Raw genomic sequence first — 21,690 nt, forward strand, 5'->3', positions numbered from 1 at the left:
GGATCGGTGTCGTTGCAAGCGAACGGCCGTCGGAGGTCCGGCGGCCGCGTCGCAGAGCTCGGCCGGCGAAGGCTCAGCCCGCCTTCAGCTTGGCGTTGCACTGGCTGTAGTAGCCGCCGCCCTTCTGGATCCACTTCAGGTCGCCGTTGCCGCCGTTCGCCTTGTTGGCGCGCCACTGGTCGACGCAGGTGTGCATGCGGGCCTTGCCGGGCGACTCATTGGCATATTGCTTGGAGATTTCGGTCGGGAACACCACCTTGCCGCTCTTCACGGTCGGCACGGGCGCGGCGGGCTCCGCCGGAGCGGCCGTCGTGGTCGTCGCGGGGGCGGGCGCCGGTGCGGCCTCGGCAGCCGCCGCGTCGGCCGGGGAAGCATCCTCGTCGCCGCACTGGGCCTTGCGGAAGTCGTTCCACTTCATGCCCTTGAGCGTGCCGGCAGTCTTGGCCTCCTGATACTTGGTGCTGCACTCTTTCATGGTGAGCGCCTGCGCCGGCATGGCGAATGCCAGGCCGGCGGCAACCGCCAGGATGGAGCAGATCGATACGGAACGAAGCATATTCTGTCTCCCTTGCGGACCGGCCTTCGCCGATCTCGTTTGCCGACCGCCGGCCCGCCGGGCCGACTTGCCGATCTGATAGCATAATTCTTGTGAGAATTGGGGCGAACGTGCGGCGCAATACCTCTCGGGAAGCGGCCCTGAACGCGCATTTTCCGCTGGGAAGCCGGCATCGGGACGACCCGTGCGCCGCGCGCATCGTGGTCATGTCGGAAAAAACGATCTGGGTGCTGGACAGGGCCGATTCCCTTTGCTACATCGCCCCCCGTCAGCGCGGCCAAGCCGCGCTGCGGTTTTTCCCGATGGGCGCATAGCTCAGTTGGTAGAGCAGCTGACTCTTAATCAGCGGGTCCTAGGTTCGAGCCCTAGTGCGCCCACCATCGGGAAGCCTCTGATATCTCGGAGAAATCGTAATCGGTTTTTTGGCGCTCACCCGCAGTGGGGGCGTGTCCCGAGACCTTACGCCACTGCGAAGGCGTAGCGTCGGGTCCGACAGCAGCTCTCGATCACAATCCCGGCCTGGCCTCTCGACAGGCTCCGAATCGGGCCTGCGCGGTCAGTGGAGACCGGCGCGACGATTCGCATTGCCGGCGACGCTCGGCCGGCGGGAACACCGAATCGGAGCGCGTCAGTTCTTCAGCTCGTAGCTGGACTCCTTGCTCTCCACCGGCTGGCCATCCCGCACCAACTCGGCACGGCCGACATAGCGGCCGGCCGGCCAGGAGGGCAGCGTCCGCTTCTTGCCGACGAAGGACACATACGTGGCCTTGTTGCGGTCCAGCGGATCGGACAGGTTGGAGAGAGCCAGCCCTTCGGGGCCGAGCAGCGACAGGCGCACCCGGTCGCCGGTCCGCAGGTTGATGAATCGGCCGTAGAACACGAAGGCAGGGCTGTCGGGCCTCGGCCCCTCCAGCGAGCCGCCGCTTTCCTCCAACTGGTCCAGCGTCACCGGCAGGGGCGAAAAGCTCGCCTCGATGATCTCGCCCGCATGATAGGGCAGTTGGGTCCTGGTCTCGTCGTTCCAGAACGTCGCGGCCGGCGGCCCGGCCTCGCAGGCCGGCTTGTCGGTCATCGGGGTTGCGGTGAACGGGTCGAACACCTGGCGGCCGCGCCGGATCGTCATATGGACGTGGGCGAAGGCGGCGAGACCGGAATAGCCCACCAAGCCCACCGGCGTGCCGGCCTGCACTTCGTCGCCGACATTCACGGCGACGCTGCCCCGGCGCATGTGGCAGAGCTGCGCTTCCCAGCCGTCCGACCCCTCGATCACCACGCCGTTGCCGCATTCCCGGTTGGCGACCGCGTTGCGGTCGTCGCCGGTGCGCACCAGCCGGTCCGGCATGTCGTTGCGCAGGGCCTTGATCCGGCCCGCCATCGGCGCCAGCACCCGCACGCCCTGCTCGGCGGCCCGGGTCGACAGCAGGCGGATGTCGACGCCGTCATGGCCGTCATAGGTCTCGCCGCCGCAGCGATAGTCGAGGGTCTGCGGGCCGGGATCGCGGTCGAGATATTGCTGGACGAAGCAGGACTGCCCCACCTTGCAGTCGAGCGGCAGGGCGAGGGGCGGAGGCGGCTTGCCGTCGAAGGCGGCAAGACCGGCGGCGAGCGGCAGGAGGCCGAGGAGGCGTCTCGAAAACTGGTGCATCAGCGCGTTCCCACCCTGCAGGAGATCCGTCGCCACCCTATATAGACCGAAATCCTGACATACGGATCCCGGGGGCCTGGACAGCAGGAGATCTTGCCGTGGAGTTCGGCATCTACACCTTCGTGGAGGCGACCCCCGATCCGCTGACGGGCGTCGCCCTTGCCCCGGCGCGGCGCATAGCCGACCTGATCGAGGAGATCGAGCTGGCCGACCAGCTCGGCCTCGACGTCTTCGGCATCGGCGAGCACCACCGCCCCGACTTCATCGCCTCGGCGCCGGCCGTCATCCTGGCCGCCGCCGCGGTGCGCACCCGGGCGATCCGGCTGACCAGCGCGGTCACCGTGCTGAGCTCGGACGACCCCGTGCGCGTCTTCCAGCAGTTCGCAACGGTCGACCTCCTTTCCAACGGGCGCGCGGAGATCATGGCCGGTCGCGGCTCCTTCATCGAATCGTTTCCGCTGTTCGGCTACGACCTCGGCGACTACGACGCGCTCTTTGCGGAGAAGCTCGACCTGCTGCTGGCGCTGCGGGAGAGCCGGGAGGTGGCCTGGGCGGGGCAGTTCCGGCCGATGATCCGGGGGCTGGGCGTCTATCCGCGCCCGGTGCAAGCGCCGCTGCCCGTCTGGATCGCGGTCGGCGGCACGCCGCAATCGGTCGCGCGGGCCGGTTCGCTCGGCCTGCCCCTGGCGATCGCGATCATCGGCGGGCAGCCCGAGCAGTTCGCGCCGCTGGTCCGGCTCTACCGCCAGGCGGGGGCAAAGGCAGGACGTGACTCGGCCGGCATGGCACTGGGCATCAACTCGCACGGCTTCATCGCCGACGAGTCGCAAGTGGCCTCCGACTTGGCATTCCCGCCCTACGCCGAGACCATGTCCCGCATCGGGCGCGAACGCGGCTGGCCCCGCGCGACGCGGGCGCAGTTCGAGGCGTCGCGCGAGCTGCGCGGCGCCCTGTTCGTCGGCAGCCCGGAGCAGGTGGTGGAGAAGATTCTCTTCCAGCACGAGCACTTCCGCCACGACCGCTTCCTCATGCAGATGAGCGTGGGCACGATGCCGCACGCCGCCCTGATGCGGTCGATCGAGCTGTTCGGCACCCGGGTCGCGCCGGCCGTCCGGAAAGCGCTGGACGCCGCTGCCGTCGCGTCCCCGCAGACGCAGGGGGTTCCCGCTGGATGAGCGCGCCGGTCAGGCCGCCGGATAAGCCCAGTAGATGCGGCCGCCGGCAGGGTCGACGAAGCGCAGCAGGCCACGGTCGACCTGCTTGTCGCGGACGGGATGAGAGGCCTGGAACACCTGGCAGCCGCCGCTCGCCATCTCGTTGTCGGCGACACGCTGGAAGCGCGGGCCGGCGGCCTGGAGCGCCGCCACGGTCTCGGGGCTGCGGCAGGCGAGGGCATTGCGGCCGAGCGTCGCCGCGGGCGGCTTGACGGCTGCGGACTGGCAGGCGGCAAGCGCCAGGGACAGCGCCAGCGCCGCCGGGCCATGCGGGCGTTTCATGTCATTTCCTCGATTGTGTGCGGGATCGGATCAGGGCGAGCCAGGATGTGGCGACGGTCCGGGCGCGCCGGACCAGCGCCCAGGCCGCGGTGGCCTTGAGCCAAGCCGTCATGGCGTCGCGCACTGCGGTGATCAGACCGATCAGCCAGGCGAACCAGCCGATGGTCATGAGCTTGGACCGGCCGGCGTGGTAGATCCGCTCCACCAGGATGAAGGTGGCGAGATGGCCGAGTGCCGTGACGGCGAGGCCGGGCAGGAACAGGCCGCGGCCGATCCAGAACAGGCCGAGGATCTTCAGGGGCTCGGCGATGGCGAAGGGGATGGCGAGCAGGACGAGGATGGCATAGCGCGGCAGCCCGGCCACGGCCGATTCCATCGTCGCCATGATTCGCCACGATGCGATCCAGCGGGCGAGCGGGCGGTAGATCGGCCGGACGATCTCGTCGATGATGACGAGGACGGCGACGAGCGCGTCGAGGGGCCATAGCAGGATCCGGACGAGGCGGCCCCTGGGCGGCTGGGTCATGGCGCCACACCGGATGCGCGGCAGCCCGTGACCGGTCCCGGCGGAGGGAGGCGGCGGCTGGTCTGGGAGGAGGGAACGGACCGAAGGACCATGGGCCGGTCATAGCGCAGGGCCATGGGCTTGCATACCGTGTCCTGCCCGCAGCAGTTGTGGCGGATCGGCCACATCTCAGTCCATCTTTCGCCCCGATCTTTGCTGACACTCCTCTTGATCCGGGCGCTCCGGATGGCAATGCGCCCGGTCCCTTTCGGAGGATGACGATGGCGACCAGAACATCCCTTGCCGCGACTCTTCTCGTGGCCGGCCTGCTGAGCTGGCCTGCAATGGCCCAGACCACGCCGGCGCCGGCCGCACCGGCCGCACCGGCACCGGCTACCCAGCAGCCCGCGCCGGCGGCAACCACGCCGGCTGTGGCGAAGAAGCCGCCGGCTTCCGGCAAGCGGCTCGCCTGCCAGGAAGAGACGCGCAAGAGCGGCGCGAAGGGGCCGGACAAGATCGACCAGATGCAGCTCTGCGTCGCCCAGGCGCGCGTCGACTGCCTCAAGGAAGCGATCAGCAAGAAGATCCCGCGCGGAACCGAGCGGGCGACCTATGTCAAGCAATGCGTCGGCTGAGGCGCCGGCCTCTCTTCCCGCGTAACGGAGCCGCCTTCGGGCGGCTTCGCCTTTTTGGCCCTCGGCCTCTCGCCGGCCGATCTTCGGTCAGGCCCTCAGGCCCAGGCTTCCTCCAGCATGACCGCGAAGTCGAGCTCCGTCGCCGGGCGCGGGTTGGTCGCGGTGGAATGGTCGGCGACCGCGGCCTTGGCCATGTCGGCGAAGACCTCGTGCGGCGTGCCCATCTCCTTGAGCGTGCGCGGCAGGCCGAGCTGGGCGTTGAGGGTCTCGACCCATTGCGCTAGGTCGGCGCCGGCCGGCAGGCCGAGCGTCTTGCGCAATTCGACATATTTGGGGCGTGAGAAGCTCTCGTTGAAGCGCAGCACCGCTGGCAGGAGCACCGCGTTGAGGGCGCCGTGATGCAGCGACGGGGACTTGAGGCCGCCAAGGGCATGCGACAGCGAGTGCACGGCGCCCAAGCCCTTCTGGAAGGTCAGGCCGCCCTCCAGAGCCGCCATCATCATCTCGCGGCGGGCGTGCCGGTTCATGCCGTTCTCCACCGCTTTGGGCAACCAGGCCGCGGCGCGCGCCAGGCCGTCGAGGGCGATGGCCTCGGCCGGCGGGTTGTCGCGCGGGGAGAGATAGGTCTCGATGCAGTGGGTGAGGGCGTCCATGCCGGTGGCGGCAGTGAGGCGCGGCGGCAGGCCGACGGTGAGGTCGGGGTCGCAGACCGCACGCTTCGGGATGAGGTGGGGCGAGATGAAGCCGAGCTTGCGTCCGCTCGCCAGCGTCACCAGCGCGGCGCGGCCGACCTCGCTGCCGGTGCCGGCCGTGGTCGGCACCGCGATCACCGGCGCGACCGCCGCGGTGATGCGCGGCAGGCCGCCATGGATGGCGGCGAAGGTCTCGAGCGGCCCCTCGTGGGTGGTCAGCAGCGCCACCGCCTTGGCAAGGTCGATCGGTGAGCCGCCGCCGATGGCGACCAGGCCGTCGCGCCGTTCCGCCCGGTAGAGCGCGGCGGCGGCGAGAGCTGCCTCCTCGGTCGGGTTGGACGGCACGGCATCGAACAGGGGCGCCGAGCGCAGCGGCGGCGCGGCATCGCGCAGCTGCTCGACAAGGCCGGCGGCGACGACGCCGGCGTCGGCCACGATCATCGGGCGGGTGATGCCGAGATCGACGAGGTCCTGGCCGAGGCCCGCCACCGCGCCGAACTCGAAACGGATGGTCGTGAGATAAGCGATGAGGCTCATGGCATGGTCCTGAAATCCCCATATATTCTGGCGCTTGTCGGCGGTTTGAGTCCAGACGGGATCGGGGGTGCTTGACTTCGCAGGCGGAGCGTTGTCTCAACGCGCCCGTTCCCATCCCGGGAGCTGCGCAGGGCGGCTCCCGTCCCGCTCTCCCTTCGTCGCGGTCTTCCGATCCGTGGCGGAACCGGGGGAGCGTCATGCGTTGTTCAACGGCCGGATGCCTGGGCATCGTCGGCCGACGATGTCACGAGGCAGGATCGCGATGAGCGTTGCTTTCACCTTTCCCGGACAGGGCAGCCAGGCCGTCGGCATGGGCAAGGCCCTCGCGGAGGCCTTTCCGGTGGCGCGGGCCGTGTTCGACGAGGTCGACGCGGCCCTGGGGCAGGCCCTGACCGCAGTGATGTGGGAGGGACCGGAAGCGGATCTTACGCTGACCGAGAACGCCCAGCCCGCCCTGATGGCGGTGTCGCTCGCGGCATTCCGGGTGCTGCAGGCCGAGGCGGGGCTCGATCTGCGCACGCGGGCGGCTTTCGTGGCCGGCCATTCCCTCGGCGAATATTCGGCCCTGGCGGCGGCCGGGGCGCTGACGATCGGCGACACGGCGCGCCTGCTGCGCATCCGCGGCCGCGCCATGCAGGCGGCGACGCCGGTGGGCACCGGCGCCATGGCGGCGCTGCTCGGCCTCGACTTCGAACAGGCCGCTGCGGTCGCGGCCGAGGCGGCCCAGGGCGATGTCTGCCAGGCCGCCAACGACAATGCGCCCGGCCAGGTCGTGGTGTCCGGCTCCAGGGCGGCGGTCGAGCGGGCGCTGGAGATCGCCAAGGCCCGCGGGGCCAAGCGGGCGATCCTGCTGCCGGTGTCCGCCCCCTTCCATTGCGCGCTGATGCAGCCGGCGGCCGAGGTCATGGCCGAGGCGCTGGGCGAGGTGGCGGTCGAGGCTCCGGCCGTGCCGCTGGTCGCCAACGTGCTGGCCCGGCCGATCACCGATCCGGCGGAGATCCGGGCGCGGCTGGTCGAGCAGGTGACCGGCACGGTGCGCTGGCGCGAGAGCGTGGCGTTCATGGCGCAGGGTGGCGTCACCCGCCTCTACGAGGTCGGCTCGGGCAAGGTGCTGACCGGGCTGGTCAAGCGCATCGTCGCCGGCGTCGAGGGCGTGGCCGTCGGCACGCCGGAGGACGTGGCGGCCTTCAAGGCGGCGCAGGGCTGAACGGGAATCGAGGGAGGAACCGCATGTTCGACCTGACAGGCAAGTCTGCGCTCGTCACCGGCGCAACCGGGGGCATCGGCGCCGCGATCGCCTCGGCCCTGCACGGGCAGGGCGCGACGGTGACGCTGTCCGGCACGCGCGCCGCCGTGCTCGAGGAGCTCGCCGGCGGGCTGGGATCGCGGGTGCATGTGCTGCCGTGCAATCTCGGCGACAGGGCCGAGGTGGACGCTCTGGTGCCGGCAGCGGAGGCCGCGATGGGCCGGCTGGACATCCTGGTGAACAATGCCGGCGTGACCCGGGACAATCTCTTCCTGCGCATGAAGGACGAGGAGTGGGATCAGGTGCTCGCCGTGAACCTGACGGCAGGCTTCCACCTCGCCCGTGCGGCGATCAAGGGCATGATGAAGCGCCGGTCGGGACGCATCGTCGGCATCACCTCGGTGGTCGGCGTGACCGGCAATGCCGGGCAGGCCAACTATGCCGCCTCCAAGGCGGGCATGATCGGCATGTCGAAATCGCTCGCCGCGGAAGTCGCCAGCCGCGGCATCACGGTCAACTGCATCGCCCCCGGCTTCATCCGGACGGCGATGACCGACGTCCTCAACGACAAGCAGAAGGAATCGATCCTCGGCGCGGTCCCGGCGGGCCGGCTCGGCCAGGTGGAGGAAATCGCGGCTGCGGCCGTGTATCTGAGCTCCGACGAAGCGGCCTACGTCACCGGACAGACCCTGCACGTCAATGGCGGAATGGCAATGATTTGAAGGATTTATCGACGTTGCCGAACCCTGCCGCGGGCTTCGCGGCTCTGTTGGCAATGGCCGGAGAAGTGTGTTAAGCACCGCTCAAGTGGGGTCTCCGGGCTTCAAGGCCAGACAAGGTCGCGCCCGGATCATTGCGAATATTCGGTTCTTTGCCGGTTCTCCGGTTTCGCGCCGCGGGTGCGACACGGAGCAGGCCGGCGGAAAGCCGATGACAACATCCGGGGGGAATCATGTTTCTTCCGGCACGACGCTGGAATGCTTGTCGACAGACGGGAGCCGGCGAATAAACCATGTCGATGCCGCTCTGACACACAGACGGTGTCGGCGCCGTCAGGCATTCAGTGCATCAAGGAAAGAACGATGAGCGATATCGCGGAGCGCGTGAAGAAGATCGTGGTGGAGCATCTCGGCGTCGATGCCGACAAGGTGACGGAGAATGCGAGCTTCATCGACGATCTCGGCGCGGACTCCCTCGACACCGTCGAGTTGGTCATGGCGTTCGAGGAAGAGTTCAGCTGCGAAATCCCGGATGACGCTGCGGAGACGATCCTGACGGTCGGGGATGCCGTGAAGTTCCTCACCAAGGCCACCGCCTAAGAGCGTCAGTCGGCATTGCAGGACGCAGGAGCCGGGGAGCTTGCCGCTTCCCCGGCCGCAGGAGGTTTTATGAGGCGCGTTGTCGTTACCGGTCTGGGCATGGTCACGCCGCTCGGCGGCGATGTCGCATCGACGTGGTCGAACATCCTTGCCGGCAAGAGCGGCATCGTCCGGATCGGCCGCTTCGAGGTCGATGATCTGGCGGCCAGGATCGCCGGCCTGCTGCCGCCGGGCGACGGCACCAACGGCACCTACAATCCCGACCAGTGGATGGAGCCGAAGGAGCAGCGCAAGGTCGATGACTTCATCGTCTATGCCATGGCTGCCGCCACCCAGGCGCTCGACGACGCCGGCTGGCATCCGAAGAGCTATGACGACCAGGTCATGACCGGCGTGCTGATCGGCTCGGGCATCGGCGGCCTGCAGGGCATCGACGAGGCCGCGATCACCTTGCGCGACAAGGGCCCCCGGCGCATCTCGCCCTTCTTCATCCCGGGCCGCCTGATCAACCTCGCCGGCGGCCAGGTCTCGATCCGCCATGGGCTCAAGGGCCCCAACCATGCGGTGGTCACCGCCTGCTCGACCGGCGCGCATGCGATCGGCGATGCGGCGCGGCTGATCCAGTTCGGCGACGCCGACGTCATGGTGGCGGGCGGCACGGAATCACCGGTCTGTCGGCTGGCGCTCGCGGGCTTCGCGGCCTGCCGGGCCCTGTCCACGGCCTACAACGACGATCCCACGCGGGCCTCGCGCCCCTACGACAAGGACCGTGACGGCTTCGTCATGGGCGAGGGGGCCGGCTGCGTCGTGCTGGAGGCGTATGAGCACGCCAAGGCGCGCGGCGCCAAGATCTATGCCGAGGTCATCGGCTACGGGCTCTCGGGCGACGCCTACCACATAACCGCCCCGTCCGAGGACGGCGACGGCGCCTATCGCTGCATGCAGATGGCGATCAAGCGGGCGGGCATTTCCGTAGCCGATATCGATTACGTCAACGCGCACGGCACCTCGACCATGGCCGATACCATCGAGCTCGGCGCGGTGGAGCGGGTGATGGGCAATGCGGCGGCGGGCCTGTCGATGTCGTCGACCAAGTCCGCCACAGGCCATCTGCTCGGCGCGGCCGGCGCGATCGAGGCGATCTTCTCGATCCTGGCCATCCGCGACCAGATCGCGCCGCCGACGATCAACCTGGAGAATCCGGAGGTGGAAACCCCGGTCGACCTGGTGCCGCTCGTCGCCAAGCCGCGCAAGATCGACACGGTGCTCTCGAACTCGTTCGGCTTCGGCGGCACCAACGCGTCGCTCGTGCTGCGCCGGGTGGCGTAGGCGGCGCGATTCGTAGGGCGGCCGGGGCTGCGCCCGGGCGTCCGCCGCAGCGGCAGGATCGGAGGAGCCGGGATGCCGCGGTCCGGCGGGAACGGACTTTCGCCATATTCGGCGATCATGCCGGGCCCTCCGAGTGAAGTGATGCGAGGTCCAAATGGCTGATGACCGCGACGGCGGATTCCCTGGTGGATCGTCCCGCCCGTCCTTCGGCAGCCGGTCGGCGCCGCGCAGCGCGCGCGCCGCCATCGAGCCCGAAAGCGTGCCGCCGCCGCCCTCGCGCTCGGCACGCGCACGCAACCCCTGGATCGTGTTCGGCCATTCCGTCATTTCCCTGCTGTTCCTGGTGGTGATCCTGGGCGGCGGCGCGCTGTTCTTCGGCATGCGCGCCATGAATGCTCCCGGCCCGCTGAAGGAGGAACGGACGGTGCTGATTGCGCGCGGCGCCAGCACGACCGACATCGCCGATGCTCTCGACAAGGCGGGCGTGATCGACAGCCCGCTGTTCTTCGCCGCGGCCACGCGCGCCGTGGGCACGGCCAGCGGGCTCAAGGCAGGCGAGTACCTGTTCAGGCCTGGCGTCTCCATGCGCGTCGTCGTCGACATCCTGACCGAGGGCAAGGGCATCGAGCACGCCGTCACTATTCCCGAGGGCCTGACCAGCCAGATGATCGTCGAGCGGCTGTCGCAGGACGACGTGCTGGTCGGCGACACCCCGGCGGCGCCGACCGAGGGGACGGTGTTGCCCGACACCTACAAGTTCCAGCGCGGCACCACGCGCGCCCAGCTGCTGGCCCGGATGGAAGCGGAGCAGAAGCGCGTCCTCGACGAGATCTGGAAGCAGCGTTCGCCCAACCTGCCGCTGAAGAGCCCGCATGAGCTGGTGACGCTGGCCTCGATCGTCGAGAAGGAGACGGCGCAGGCCGACGAGCGGTCGCGGGTCGCCAGCGTGTTCATCAACCGCCTGCAGAAGAACATGCGGCTGCAGTCCGATCCGACGGTGATCTACGGGATCGTCGGCGGCAAGGGCAAGCTCGACCGTTCGATCACCCGGTCGGACCTCGACCAGTCGACCGCCTACAACACCTACACCAACAACGGCCTGCCGCCCGGGCCGATCGGCAATCCCGGCCGTGCCGCCATGGAGGCCGTGGCCAATCCCTCGGTCACCAAGGATCTCTATTTCGTCGCCGACGGCACGGGCGGCCATGCCTTCGCCGCCACGCTGGACGAGCACAATCGCAACGTCTCGCGCTGGCGCCAGATCGAGCAGCAGGCCAACGCGCCCGTGCCGCCGCCGGCGGCGCCTGCCACCGCCGCCCCCGCCACGGCGGCTCCGGCTCCCGCCGCCGATCCGAACGCCGAGGTCGCCAATGCGCCGCAGGATCTGCCGGCCCAGAACGGCAAGAGGCAGCGCACCTTCACCGACCCGGTGGAGAACACCAAGAAAGACCCGCTCTTGAACAAGACCTTCGACCTCAACTCGCCGCAGAACATCCCGAAGCTCTGAGGGGGATTGGCCGGGACTCAGCCCCATAGACGCTAAGACAAGCGATCGTCGGGAAATGGTCTCACTCGCTCAGGGGTGTCATGGCCGGGTTGATCCGGCCACCCCCGAGTGAAATCGAACTCGATTTCGCCGCGAGATCGCATGCGATCTCGTTAGAGCGTTTTGCGATTTGACGGAATCGCGTCAAGTCGCAAAGACGCGTCGAAACAAGGAGTTGGAGCAAAGCGCGTTTCCACCAAAACGCGCTTTGCTCTAGGAAACACGACGATTGGCGGCTGTCGTCACCCGATTCTGTTTCGTTGGTGGGCGCGTGGATGGCCGGATCAAGACCGGCCATGGCGACTGGGAGGGCATCGCCTTTCCCCGGGCCTACATGGTCCGGCCTTATCTCAGCGTCTATGGAGCCCAGCCCTGCTTGGCGAAGGGGTAGTGGGCGATCCAGGAAGCGTGAAAAACCCTCTCCGCGTAGCGGAGAAGGTTTTCGCGTCCTTCCCTGTTCCGCAGCCTTACTGCGCCGACGGATTCGGAGCGCGCCACGCCCGCTCGAAGGGCAGCCGCCAGGCATGGGGAGCGATGAGCTGGTGGATCGACTTCGGGCCCCATGAGTCCGGCGGGTAGAGGCGGACCGGCGGAGGATTGTCCAGGAGCGGCGTCGACAATTCCCACAGGCGCTCGATGCCCTCGGCGGTGGTGAAGAGCGTGCGGTCGCCCCGCATCGCATCGAGGATCAGGCGTTCATAGGCTTCCAGCACCTCGCCGATCAGGCCGGTGTCGTTCATGGCGAACTGGAGGCTCTGCTTGTCCAGCAGCATGCCAGGCCCTGGACGCTTGCCGTAGAACGACAGGGACATCTTCGAGGCATCGGCAAGGTCGAAGGTCAGATGGTCGGGACCTTGCGCGCCGACGCCGGAGCCGGCCGGGAACATGCTCTTGGGTGGCTCGCGGAAGGCAATGGAGATGATGCGCTGGCCCTCGGCCAGTCTCTTGCCGGTGCGCAGGAAGAACGGCACACCGGCCCAGCGCCAATTGTCGATCGTGCATTTGAGGGCGATGAAGGTCTCGGTCTCGGAGGCGGGGTCGACGCCTTCCTCCGAACGGTAGCCGGTATACTGGCCGCGGACGACGTCCTTGGGGTCGATCGGCAGCATACTGCGGAAGACCTTGTTCTTCTCCTCGCTGATCGGTCCGGCCTCCAGGGCCGTCGGAGCCTCCATCGCCGTGAACCCGAGGATCTGGAACAGGTGCGTCACGACCATGTCGCGATAGGCGCCGGTCTGCTCGTAGAAGCCGGCCCGCTTGCCGAGACCCAGGGTCTCCGGCACGTCGATCTGGACATGGTCGATGAAGTTGCGGTTCCAGATCGGCTCGAACAATCCGTTGGCAAAGCGGAAGGCGAGGATGTTCTGCGCCGCTTCCTTGCCGAGGAAGTGGTCGATGCGGAAGATCTGCTCCTCGGCGAAGATCTTGTGCAGCTCGGCGTTGAGGGCTTTCGCGCTCGCCAGATCGACGCCGAACGGCTTCTCCATGATGATGCGGCAGCGGCTGACGAGATCCGCCTCGGCCAGCAGCCGCGCCGCCGACAGGGCCGCGCTGGGCGGTACGCTGAGATAGTGAATGCGGCGGCTTTCAGCGCCGAGCGACTGCTCGGCCTTCTCCACCGCGGATCTGAGGGCGGGGGCGCCGGCGGACAGCGACACATAGTCCAGGGTGTCGGCGAACGCGGTCCAGTCCGCCTCGCTCGGCTTGACGCTGGCAAACTGGTCGAGCGCCCCGCGCGCAATGGCCCGGAAGGCGTCGGCGTCGATCTCGTCGAGGGACACGCCGATGATGCGGCAGGCCGGGATGAAGCCGGTCCGGCACAGATGGAACAGCCCGGGCAGCAGCTTGCGCCGTGACAGGTCGCCCGTGGCGCCGACGAGGACCACGACCTGGGGATGGCGCGGACCCACACTTGCAGAGTTCTTCGGCACCGACGCCTCCATTCCCGATCCGACGCAGCTTCCATCCGATATTCCACGACAAATGACGACGACACCAGTGGGTACCGTGATGTGGTCCCGGAGACATCCTCGAAATCCGCGGCGGCGGCTTGAGCCCGGCATCGCGGCCCACTATGGTCCAGCCCTTCCGTTTCTCCAGTCGACGAGTACCCCATGGCCGTAACGAGCATGACCGGGTTCGCACGGGCCGATGGCGCCAGCGGGCTGAGCCGCTGGTCATGGGAGGTCAAGACCGTCAACGGCAAGGGCCTCGATATCCGCCTGCGCCTGCCGCCGGGGCTCGACGCCGTCGATGCGCCGGCCCGGGCCGCTGCGTCCGCCACCTTCGCGCGCGGCTCCTGCCAGATCGGCCTCACGGTCAAGCGCGAGGCGACCGCGACCGCGGTTCGCGTCAACCAGGCCGTGCTCGACGCCGTGCTCGAGGCGATGCTGCAGGCCTCCAAGCGGGTCGATGCCGCCGCACCGCGCCTCGACGGCCTGTTCGCCATCAAGGGCGTGCTCGAGACCGACGAGCCGGAAGAGACGGAGGCCGAGCGCAGCGCGCTGCAGGCCGATGTGCTCGCCGGCCTGCAGGCGGCCCTGAAGGCCTGCGCCGCCATGCGCCTGGCCGAGGGCGAGGCGCTGGCCCGCGTGCTGCATGCGCGGGTGGACGAGATCGAGGCGCTGACCCGGGAGGCGGAGGCCAACCCGGCCCGCCAGCCCGCTGCGATTCGCGACAAGCTGGTCCAGCAGATCAAGGCCCTGACCGATGCGGCGCCGGCGCTCGACCCGGACCGCCTGCACCAGGAAGCCCTCCTCCTCGCCGCCAGGGCCGATATCCGCGAGGAGCTCGACCGGCTGCACGCCCACATCGCCGCCGCCCGCGAGCTCCTGACCAAGGGCGGGGCGATCGGCCGACGCCTCGACTTCCTGTCGCAGGAGTTCAACCGCGAGGTCAACACGCTCTGTTCCAAGGCGAACGATGTCAGCCTCACGGCCACGGGTCTGTCGCTCAAGGCCGTGGTCGAACAGTTTCGTGAGCAAGTGCAGAATATCGAATGACCGACCTTCGAACCGAAACCGCCGCCGCGCCGGCGCCGCCGCGCCGCGGCCTCATGCTGATCGTGTCCTCGCCCTCCGGGGCGGGCAAGACCACGCTGACGCGCCTGCTCCTGGCGGCGGACAAGAACATTGACCTGTCGGTCTCGGTGACCACCCGGGCGAGACGGCCGAGCGAAGTGAACCGCGTCCACTATCATTTCGTGAGCGCCAGCGAATTCGAGACCATGCGCGAGCGGGGAGAACTGCTGGAGTCGGCGAAGGTGGTCGGGAATTTCTACGGCACGCCCGTCGCCCCGGTCGAAGCGGCGCTCGCGGCCGGACGCGACGTGCTGTTCGACATCGACTGGCAGGGCACGGTTCAGATCTACGAGCGCATGCGACCGGACATCGTGTCGGTGTTCGTGCTGCCGCCCTCGGCGGCCGAGCTCAAGGCGCGGCTGGAGCGACGGGCCGAAAACACGGCCGAGGACATCGCCCATCGCCTGCAGAATGCCCGCGTCGAGATCGGACATTGGACGAAGTACGACTATGTCCTGGTCAATACGGACCTCGACGCGACGCTCGGCCGGTTGAAGGCTATTCTCGAGGCCGAGCGCCAGAAGCGTGCCGAGAAGGCGAGGGTCGTAGAACTTATCGAGACGCTCAAGGCGGATCTCGATGCCATGGCGATGCCCTGAGGCGTCAGCCGCCGAGTGAGTTGGCGAGCCGGACGAACCCTTCGACCGGCACCTCTTCCGCCCGCATTTCCGGCCGCAGCCCGCAGGCCTCGACCCAGGCGGCGGCATCGGGCCTCAGGCCCTTGAGGCTCTGGCGCAGCATCTTGCGGCGCTGGCCGAAGGCGGCCTGGGTGACCCGCTCGAGATCGGCGGCCCGGCAGGGCAGCGGCTCCGGGCGCGGGCGCAGATGCACCACCGTCGATGTCACCTTCGGCTGCGGCACGAAGGCGGTGGGCGGCACGTCGAACACGAGCTGCGCCTCGGTCCGCCAGCCCGCGATGACACCGAGCCGGCCATAGGCGTCGTCCCCGGCGCCGGCGACGATGCGCTCGGCCACCTCCTTCTGGAACATCAGCGTCATGCTGTCGAACCAGGGCGGCCAGGGCTCGGTCTTGAGCCAGGCGACCAGCAGCGGCGTGGCGATGTTGTAGGGCAGGTTGGCGACCAGGCGGACCGGTCCCTCCACATCGGCAAGCAGGCTCGGCCAGTCGGCCTCGAGAGCGTCGGCGGCATGGACGGCAAGGCGGCCGGGATAGCGGGCGGCGATCTCGGCCAGAGCCGGGAGGCAGCGCTCATCGCGCTCGATAGCGATGACGCACCGGGCGCCGCAGGCGAGCAGGGCCCGCGTCAGGCCGCCCGGACCGGGACCGATCTCGACCGCGACGACCCCGTCGAGGTCGCCGCCGGCCCGGGCGATTCGGGCGGTGAGATTGAGGTCGAGCAGGAAATTCTGGCCGAGCGACTTCTTCGCCATCAATTCGTGGCGGGTGATGACGTCGCGCAGCGGCGGCAGGTCGTCGATCTGGGTCATCAGCGGCTGAGCCGGTCGGCGAGCGCCAGGCTGGCGAGGAAGCTCCTGGGATCGGCGCGGCCCGTGCCGGCGAGGTCGAAGGCGGTGCCGTGATCGGGCGAGGTGCGCACGAAGGGCAGGCCGAGCGTGACATTCACGGCTTCGTCGAAGGCCAGCGCCTTGGCCGGGGCCAGCGCCTGGTCGTGATACATGCACAGCGCCGCATCATAGCCCGCCCGTGCCCGGGCGTGGAACAGGGTGTCGGCCGGCAGGGGTCCGCGTGCGTCGATGCCGGCGCGCCGAAGCCTCTCGACCGCCGGCGCGACGATGCGACCGTCCTCCTCGCCGAGCGCGCCGCCTTCACCGGCATGAGGATTGAGGCCGGTGACGGCGAGCCGCGGCGCAGCCACGCCGAAGCGCCGCCTGAGGTCTCGCGCCACCGTCTCGCCCGTGCGCACGATCAGGTCCTCGGTCAGGGCTGCCGGCACGGCCGCGAGCGGGATATGGATGGTGACCGGCACCACCGCGACGATCTCGGACCAGATCATCATCACCGGCTCGACGGCGGCGCCCCAATGGCGGCGGGCAAGTTCGCCGAGATATTCGGTGTGGCCGGGATGGGAGAAGCCGGCGCGGTAGAGCACGTCCTTCATGATCGGCGCGGTGACCAGGGCGCGTGCCCGGCCGTCATGCACGGCCGCCACGCCGCGGTCGATCGCCTCGACCACCGCGGCGGCGCTCGCCACGTCCGGGCGGCCCGGCTCGGCCGGGGCGGGGTTGCGCAGCGGGACGACGGGCAAGGCACGTCCGAACACGGCGGCAGCCTGCGCCTCCTCGGTCTCCTCGACCGGCAGGTCGAGGCCGGCCATCCGGATGCGCTCGCGCATCAGCACGGGATCGGCGAGGACGTAGAACGGCGCGCGGCCCTCCGCCTGCCGCCAGGCCATGGCGGCAAGCTCCGGCCCGATGCCGGCCGGCTCGCCCATGGAGACGGCGATAGGGAGCTTCGTCATAATCGGTCAGTATTTCGGGAAGCCTGTGTCCATCACCTTGTCGGCGAACTCCTTGGGCGTGCCGCCTTCGGTCAGGCCGCGCAGGCTGAGCTGCAGCTTGACCGAGGTGTCGGTCTGCTTGTTGGTGTCGTCGTAGGAGCTGGCGAAGACCAGGCCGAGCGCGATGCACTCGTCGAGATAGGACAACCCGACGAAGCGCGAGGCGAAGCGCTGGTCGTCGATGTCGTAGACCGCGCCGGCCGTGGCCAGCCAGTGCTCTCCGACCCGGACGGCGGCACGGCCGCGGACGCCTTCGCGCTTGTCGAGGCCGAGCAGAGGCTGGGCGTCGAAGCGGCCATAGGCGATGTCGGCGCGGACATTGCCGATCGAGCCGATGGCGCTGATTTCCATGCGCTCCACCGACCAGTCGCTCTGGTCGAAGCGGGCGCTGCTGGTGACGGCGAAGTTGTTGGTCGGCTGCAGCTGCACCCGCGCGACATAGTCGGAGGCATTGGTGTCGAGGCCGGACTCCAGGCCGATATTGGCCATGTCACCGGTCGTATAGGGATTGGTGCCGCCGAAGGAATAGGATTGTCCGAACATGGCGTTGAAATAGGCGCCGCCATTGGTGGTCAGCGTGTACTGCATGCCGGCATTGACGCGCGAGCCGTCCTCCAGCCGGTCATAGCCGGAGAACTTGTCCCACTCGAACAGGTTGGTGTCGTCAAAGACGAGGCTTTGCGCATCCTCGTTCGGGAACTGGCCGGTCTGGGCCATTTTCGGCCGCAGGATCACCTGCGCGATCGGCTCGATCACCTGCGAGCCCCAACTCATCTGGGCGACGAAGGGATAGCGGTACTCCAGGCCGATGGCCGGCACCACCCGGGCGGCGAAGGCCTGGCTGGCGTCGACGAACTGCACGTCGCCCGGAGCGGTATCCAGCTCCGTCCAGCCGAGATCGCCGCGGATATAGGCGAACGGCGTCCAGCGCTGGCCGATCGGGTCGGTGAAGGTGCGCTTCCAGTAGAGGTTGGCCGACGCGCGCGAATAGGTGCCGTCGATACCCTGCTGGACGCAGTTCTGGCGTGTCGTCGTCAGCGCGTTGCCGTCGCAGTTGGCGTTGTTGCCATTGAGGATGTCCTGGAAATCCGCCTCGGTGCGGGTCAGGCTGGTGAAGTTGACGTTCCAGCCGAGTTCGCCGCCGAGGACGGGGTGGTCGACGATGTAATCGTAGTCGATCACCGGGTGGACGATCGGCAACTGCTGCTGCACGTCGACGTCGGAAAGGCCGATGAAGTAGTAGAGACGGGCGTCGAACCACGACTTGTCGCCCTGGCCGGTCAGGTAGACCGTCGAGGTGATCTCGCGGGGCTGATTGTACAGGTCGACACTGTAGTCGTTGAGGAACCTGCGGTCCGACAGGGCGGTGAGGTTCCAGCCCCATTTCCAGCGCTCGTTCAGCCAGAACTCGCCGACGGAGCTGACTGCGCCGCGGAACTCGCGGTCGCCTGGAGTGCCCTCGCCAAAGGCTCCCGGATCCATCTGGAACACGCCGGCTGCGCGGATGGAGTAGGAGCCGGTGATCAGGCGATGGCGCCACTCCGCTTCCAGGAACGGGCCCTGGCGGGTGGTGACGCCCGGGGTGATCGTCAGGTCGTAGTTCGGCGCGAGCGCGAAGAAGTAAGGCGCCCTCAGGCCGATGCCGAGGTCCGACGAATAGAGATAGCTCGGGGCGAGGAAGCCGGACTTGCGCTTCACCGTCGGGTCCGGGTTCGACATGTAGGGGAGATAGGCGATCGGGATGCCGAGGAACTCGAAGCGAGCATCCTCGAAATAGATCATCTTCTCCTTCTGGTCGTGGATGATGCGCACCGCCTTGATCTGCCAGAGCGGCGGCTTCTCCGGCTGCTCCGCACATGGCACGCAGGCGGTGTAGACGCCGTTCTGGAACACCGTGTAGTTGCCCGCCGTCCGCTCGGCGCGGGAGGCGGCAAGATAGGTCTGGTCGGCGGTCACCACGCGCAGGGCGTTGACGAAGCCGTTGCCGAAATCGTCGGTGAGATCGAAGGACTCGGCGCGCGTGACCGTGCCGTCCGTCTCCGTGATGACGACGTTGCCATAGGCTTTCACCCGGCTGGTCTTGCGGTCGTAGACCACCCGGTCCGACTGCATGGCGCGGCCGTCGTAATAGATCTGCACGTCGCCGACCGCGGTGACGGTGTTGCGGTCGTTGTCGTAGATCATCTCGCGCGCCTTCACCACCATGTTGGCGTTGGGGTCGCGCTGCTGGACGAGAGGAGAGGTGACGGCCGTCTGCGCCACGGCGAAGCTGGCGGGCAGGCAAGCCAAGGCCATCGCGCTCGCCAGCATGGCGGCGCGCAGGCCGGACATCCTTATTGGGCGGGCGGCGATGAGGCTCATCAGCCGTCCTCCTGATTCAAAAGCACCGTGAAACCGATAAGCATACTGACAATCGCGGGGCTCCACGCGGCGGCCGAGGTGTTGACGAGGCCGGCGGCACCAAGGTCCTCAGCCATTTTCGTGACGACATAAAGCACGAAGCCTGCACCGACGCCACCCAGGACCATGTAACCGAGACCACCGAACCGTACGAACCGCAACGACACCGTGGCGGCGATCAGGACCATCGCCACCAACAGCGCCGGACGCGCGAGAAGGGTCTGATAATGCAGACGGTACTCGTTGGCATCAAGGCCGGCCGCCGTTGCCAGCGCGATTGCCGACGGGAGTCGCCAGAATGACACGGTGTCCGGCGAGGTGAAGGTCTGCTGCACCTGGGCCGCCGTCAGGTTGGTGGCCAGCACATAGGTGTCGAAGGTGGTCGGCTGGGTCTCGGGCTTGAGCACCCGCACCTTGGACAACTGCCAGGCGCCGTTTTCCAGGCGCGCCGTCTCCGCCTCGATCCGTTCCTGGAAGCGCCCTTCGGGGTCGAAGTTGAAGATGGTGACGCCGCTCAGCGACAGGCCGCCATCCATGCTCGATGAGGCGCGGATGACAGCCTGGCCGTCGACCGAACGCTGGCGAATCCAGCGCTCGGTCCCGGTGGCGAGCTTGGCCTTGCCGGCGCCGAAGACCTTGGCTTCCAGGATATCGCAGCGTGCCTTGAGGTCGGCCGAGAGCGGGTTGAAGCCGGTGGCGACGAGAATGCCCATGATCGCGGCCGCCAGGATCGGCGGCGTCAGGAATTGCCACACGGACACGCCGGCCGCCCGCGCCACCACCAGCTCCAGCCGCCGCGACAGGGCGATGAAGCAGGCCATCGCGCCGAACAGCACGGCGAAGGGCAGCGTCTGCTCGGCGACGGAGGGCGTGCGGAACAGCGAGATCGCGGCGATCGTGGCGGCGCTCACGCCCTTGATGTCGGCGGCGCGGCGCATGGTCTCGACGAAGTCGAGCACGAAGATCAGGGCCAGCAGCACGCCGACGACGCTCAGCACCGCCTTGACGAAGCGACGGCCGATATAGAAGCCGAGGGTGCGGCCGATCATGGCCCGGCGCTCGCCCGCCTGGCGCCCGGCAGCCGCGCCAGGAGGTCGGCGCCGAATTGCGACCAGGATGGCGGCAGGCGAGGATGCGCCCAGCCCATGATGACCGCCAGGCTGATCAGCGAAGCGATCACCGGCACGGCGAAGGTGGCGGCGGCGCCGGCGAGGGAGCGGGTGCTCCAGGTCTGACCGGCGAAGCCGGCGATTCGGATCGCGGCGATGGCGACGATGGCGATGGCGAGCGCGCTGCCGCGGCTCTGCCGCGTGGTCCTCGCTTGGCCTAACGCCGCCAATGCCACCAACATGAACGCCACCGGGTACAAAGGAGCGACAAAACGCTCGACCAGCTCTGCCCGGAACCGGCCAGCATTCGCCTTATACTGCGGATCGTCCACCTTCGGCGACCACAACTCGCTCGTATAGAGCTCCCTTGGTTTATAATGCGTGACGTCCTGTTCGTCGACAAGCTGCGACAGGTCGAAGGCATAGCGTTCGAACACGACGATCGCCGCATCCGCGGCCTCGCCCGCCTGCTGGCGCTGCACCGAGCCCTTGTCCAGGACCAGAAGGGTGCTGTCCCCCGAATCGACGATCTGGCCGCGTTCGGCAATGTAGGTCAGCGTCTGGTCCTTGGCGCGGGCGTCCTGCACGAAGATGCCGAGCAGCGCTCCGTTCGGCCGCCGCTCGCGCACGTGGAAGGTGATGCCGCCGGCCACGGTGGTGAACTGTCCTTCCCGGACGATCTTGGAGATGAGGTCGGCGCGCACCTGGGTCAGCCAGTAGCGCAGCTCGCGCAGGCTGGCCGGCTGGCCGAGCACGGTGGCGGCGGCGATGGCGAGCGCGACCAGGAGGGTCAGCATCCAGAAGGGCCGGGTGAGGCGTGCCGGGGAAAGGCCGGCCGCATTCATCACCACCAGCTCCGAATCGCCGTTGAGGCGGTTGAGGAGCCAGACGATGGCGATGAACAGGGCGACCGGGGCGATGATGACGACGAGCGAGGGCAGGGCCAGGGAACTGATGATCAGGAAGATCAGCACGGACTGGCCCTGGGCCGTCATGAGGTCGAAGTCGCGCAAGGCCTGCGTCAGCCAGATCAAGGCCGTCAGCACGACGAGACAGGCCACGAAGGCGATGCCGAGATTCCGGAAGATGTAGCGATCGATCAGACGCATGCGAAT

General features: G+C 68.3%; 20 protein-coding genes and 1 tRNA gene. 10 read left to right on the plus strand and 11 right to left on the minus strand.

Translation table 11 applies throughout. The features are described 5' to 3' along the window. Window positions 1-73: 73 nt before the first annotated feature. Window positions 74-556, minus strand: coding sequence for a hypothetical protein (locus AC27L4_RS29805; protein WP_487146257.1), 483 nt, complete (start codon window positions 554-556; stop codon window positions 74-76). 304 nt (window positions 557-860) lie between these two features. On the opposite strand from AC27L4_RS29805, the gene AC27L4_RS29810 reads away from it, so the two are divergent. Then, window positions 861-936 (plus strand) — tRNA-Lys (locus tag AC27L4_RS29810). A 248-nt stretch (window positions 937-1,184) separates the two neighbouring features. On the opposite strand, the gene AC27L4_RS29815 is transcribed toward AC27L4_RS29810, so the two are convergent. Then, the gene (locus tag AC27L4_RS29815) at window positions 1,185-2,201 is read right to left on the minus strand and encodes a M23 family metallopeptidase (RefSeq protein WP_487146258.1); all 1,017 of its coding nucleotides are present in this window, start codon (window positions 2,199-2,201) and stop codon (window positions 1,185-1,187) included. Between the two features lie 98 nt (window positions 2,202-2,299). Between AC27L4_RS29815 and AC27L4_RS29820 the strand changes: the two genes are divergently transcribed. Beyond that, window positions 2,300-3,376: an LLM class flavin-dependent oxidoreductase gene (locus tag AC27L4_RS29820; protein WP_487146259.1), complete on the plus strand. Its 1,077-nt coding sequence runs from the start codon at window positions 2,300-2,302 to the stop codon at window positions 3,374-3,376. Window positions 3,377-3,385: 9 nt separating this feature from the next. On the opposite strand, the gene AC27L4_RS29825 is transcribed toward AC27L4_RS29820, so the two are convergent. Beyond that, window positions 3,386-3,697, minus strand: coding sequence for a hypothetical protein (locus AC27L4_RS29825; protein WP_487146260.1), 312 nt, complete (start codon window positions 3,695-3,697; stop codon window positions 3,386-3,388). A 1-nt stretch (window position 3,698) separates the two neighbouring features. Next, window positions 3,699-4,223: a hypothetical protein gene (locus tag AC27L4_RS29830; protein WP_487146261.1), complete on the minus strand. Its 525-nt coding sequence runs from the start codon at window positions 4,221-4,223 to the stop codon at window positions 3,699-3,701. A gap of 260 nt (window positions 4,224-4,483) precedes the next feature. Here AC27L4_RS29830 and AC27L4_RS29835 point away from each other — a divergent pair, with 260 nt between their 5' ends. Beyond that, complete coding sequence (locus AC27L4_RS29835; RefSeq protein ID WP_487146262.1) at window positions 4,484-4,837, plus strand: hypothetical protein; 354 nt, start codon at window positions 4,484-4,486, stop codon at window positions 4,835-4,837. Window positions 4,838-4,932: 95 nt separating this feature from the next. Here the strand turns inward: AC27L4_RS29835 and AC27L4_RS29840 are convergent, their stop codons facing one another. Continuing rightward, window positions 4,933-6,066, minus strand: a complete 1,134-nt coding sequence (locus tag AC27L4_RS29840; RefSeq protein WP_487146263.1) for an iron-containing alcohol dehydrogenase — start codon at window positions 6,064-6,066, stop codon at window positions 4,933-4,935. A 262-nt stretch (window positions 6,067-6,328) separates the two neighbouring features. Between AC27L4_RS29840 and fabD the strand changes: the two genes are divergently transcribed. The 5 genes from fabD (at window position 6,329) to mltG (ending at window position 11,467) form a co-directional block, all read left to right on the plus strand. Beyond that, the gene (fabD, locus tag AC27L4_RS29845; protein ID WP_487146264.1) at window positions 6,329-7,273 is read left to right on the plus strand and encodes an ACP S-malonyltransferase; all 945 of its coding nucleotides are present in this window, start codon (window positions 6,329-6,331) and stop codon (window positions 7,271-7,273) included. 23 nt (window positions 7,274-7,296) lie between these two features. Beyond that, window positions 7,297-8,034, plus strand: coding sequence for a 3-oxoacyl-[acyl-carrier-protein] reductase (gene fabG / locus AC27L4_RS29850; RefSeq protein WP_487146266.1), 738 nt, complete (start codon window positions 7,297-7,299; stop codon window positions 8,032-8,034). Between the two features lie 360 nt (window positions 8,035-8,394). Next, complete coding sequence (locus AC27L4_RS29855) at window positions 8,395-8,631, plus strand: acyl carrier protein (RefSeq protein WP_307269346.1); 237 nt, start codon at window positions 8,395-8,397, stop codon at window positions 8,629-8,631. 69 nt (window positions 8,632-8,700) lie between these two features. Next, window positions 8,701-9,960: a beta-ketoacyl-ACP synthase II gene (gene fabF / locus AC27L4_RS29860; protein ID WP_487146267.1), complete on the plus strand. Its 1,260-nt coding sequence runs from the start codon at window positions 8,701-8,703 to the stop codon at window positions 9,958-9,960. Between the two features lie 154 nt (window positions 9,961-10,114). Further along, entirely contained in the window at window positions 10,115-11,467 is a 1,353-nt protein-coding gene (gene mltG / locus AC27L4_RS29865; RefSeq protein WP_487146268.1) for an endolytic transglycosylase MltG, read from the plus strand. A 506-nt stretch (window positions 11,468-11,973) separates the two neighbouring features. Here mltG and zwf read toward each other — a convergent pair. Further along, window positions 11,974-13,437, minus strand: coding sequence for a glucose-6-phosphate dehydrogenase (gene zwf / locus AC27L4_RS29870; RefSeq protein WP_487146269.1), 1,464 nt, complete (start codon window positions 13,435-13,437; stop codon window positions 11,974-11,976). A 183-nt stretch (window positions 13,438-13,620) separates the two neighbouring features. Between zwf and AC27L4_RS29875 the strand changes: the two genes are divergently transcribed. Both AC27L4_RS29875 and gmk read left to right on the plus strand, forming a co-directional pair. Beyond that, window positions 13,621-14,508: a YicC/YloC family endoribonuclease gene (locus AC27L4_RS29875; protein ID WP_487146270.1), complete on the plus strand. Its 888-nt coding sequence runs from the start codon at window positions 13,621-13,623 to the stop codon at window positions 14,506-14,508. Next, entirely contained in the window at window positions 14,505-15,185 is a 681-nt protein-coding gene (gmk, locus tag AC27L4_RS29880) for a guanylate kinase (RefSeq protein ID WP_487146271.1), read from the plus strand. The genes AC27L4_RS29875 and gmk overlap by 4 nt, the downstream gene beginning before the upstream one ends. Before the next feature lie 4 nt (window positions 15,186-15,189). Here the strand turns inward: gmk and rsmA are convergent, their stop codons facing one another. The 5 genes from rsmA to lptF are packed head-to-tail and all read right to left on the minus strand — an operon-like array spanning window position 15,190 to window position 21,684. Next, complete coding sequence (gene rsmA, locus AC27L4_RS29885) at window positions 15,190-16,035, minus strand: 16S rRNA (adenine(1518)-N(6)/adenine(1519)-N(6))-dimethyltransferase RsmA (RefSeq protein ID WP_487146272.1); 846 nt, start codon at window positions 16,033-16,035, stop codon at window positions 15,190-15,192. Beyond that, a complete protein-coding gene (gene pdxA / locus AC27L4_RS29890) occupies window positions 16,035-17,027 on the minus strand; it encodes a 4-hydroxythreonine-4-phosphate dehydrogenase PdxA (protein ID WP_487146273.1) in 993 nt (330 codons plus the stop codon). The genes rsmA and pdxA overlap by 1 nt, the downstream gene beginning before the upstream one ends. A gap of 6 nt (window positions 17,028-17,033) precedes the next feature. Continuing rightward, complete coding sequence (locus AC27L4_RS29895) at window positions 17,034-19,427, minus strand: LPS-assembly protein LptD (protein ID WP_487146274.1); 2,394 nt, start codon at window positions 19,425-19,427, stop codon at window positions 17,034-17,036. Further along, window positions 19,427-20,515 carry an LPS export ABC transporter permease LptG gene (lptG, locus tag AC27L4_RS29900; RefSeq protein WP_487146276.1) on the minus strand — a complete coding sequence of 363 codons (1,089 nt, stop codon included), beginning with the start codon at window positions 20,513-20,515 and terminating at the stop codon, window positions 19,427-19,429. The genes AC27L4_RS29895 and lptG overlap by 1 nt, the downstream gene beginning before the upstream one ends. Next, window positions 20,512-21,684 carry an LPS export ABC transporter permease LptF gene (lptF, locus tag AC27L4_RS29905; protein WP_487146277.1) on the minus strand — a complete coding sequence of 391 codons (1,173 nt, stop codon included), beginning with the start codon at window positions 21,682-21,684 and terminating at the stop codon, window positions 20,512-20,514. Before lptF ends, lptG begins: the two co-directional genes overlap by 4 nt. Between the last annotated feature and the right edge of the window lie 6 nt (window positions 21,685-21,690).

Source organism: Labrys sp. Lb11, from assembly GCF_057554225.1.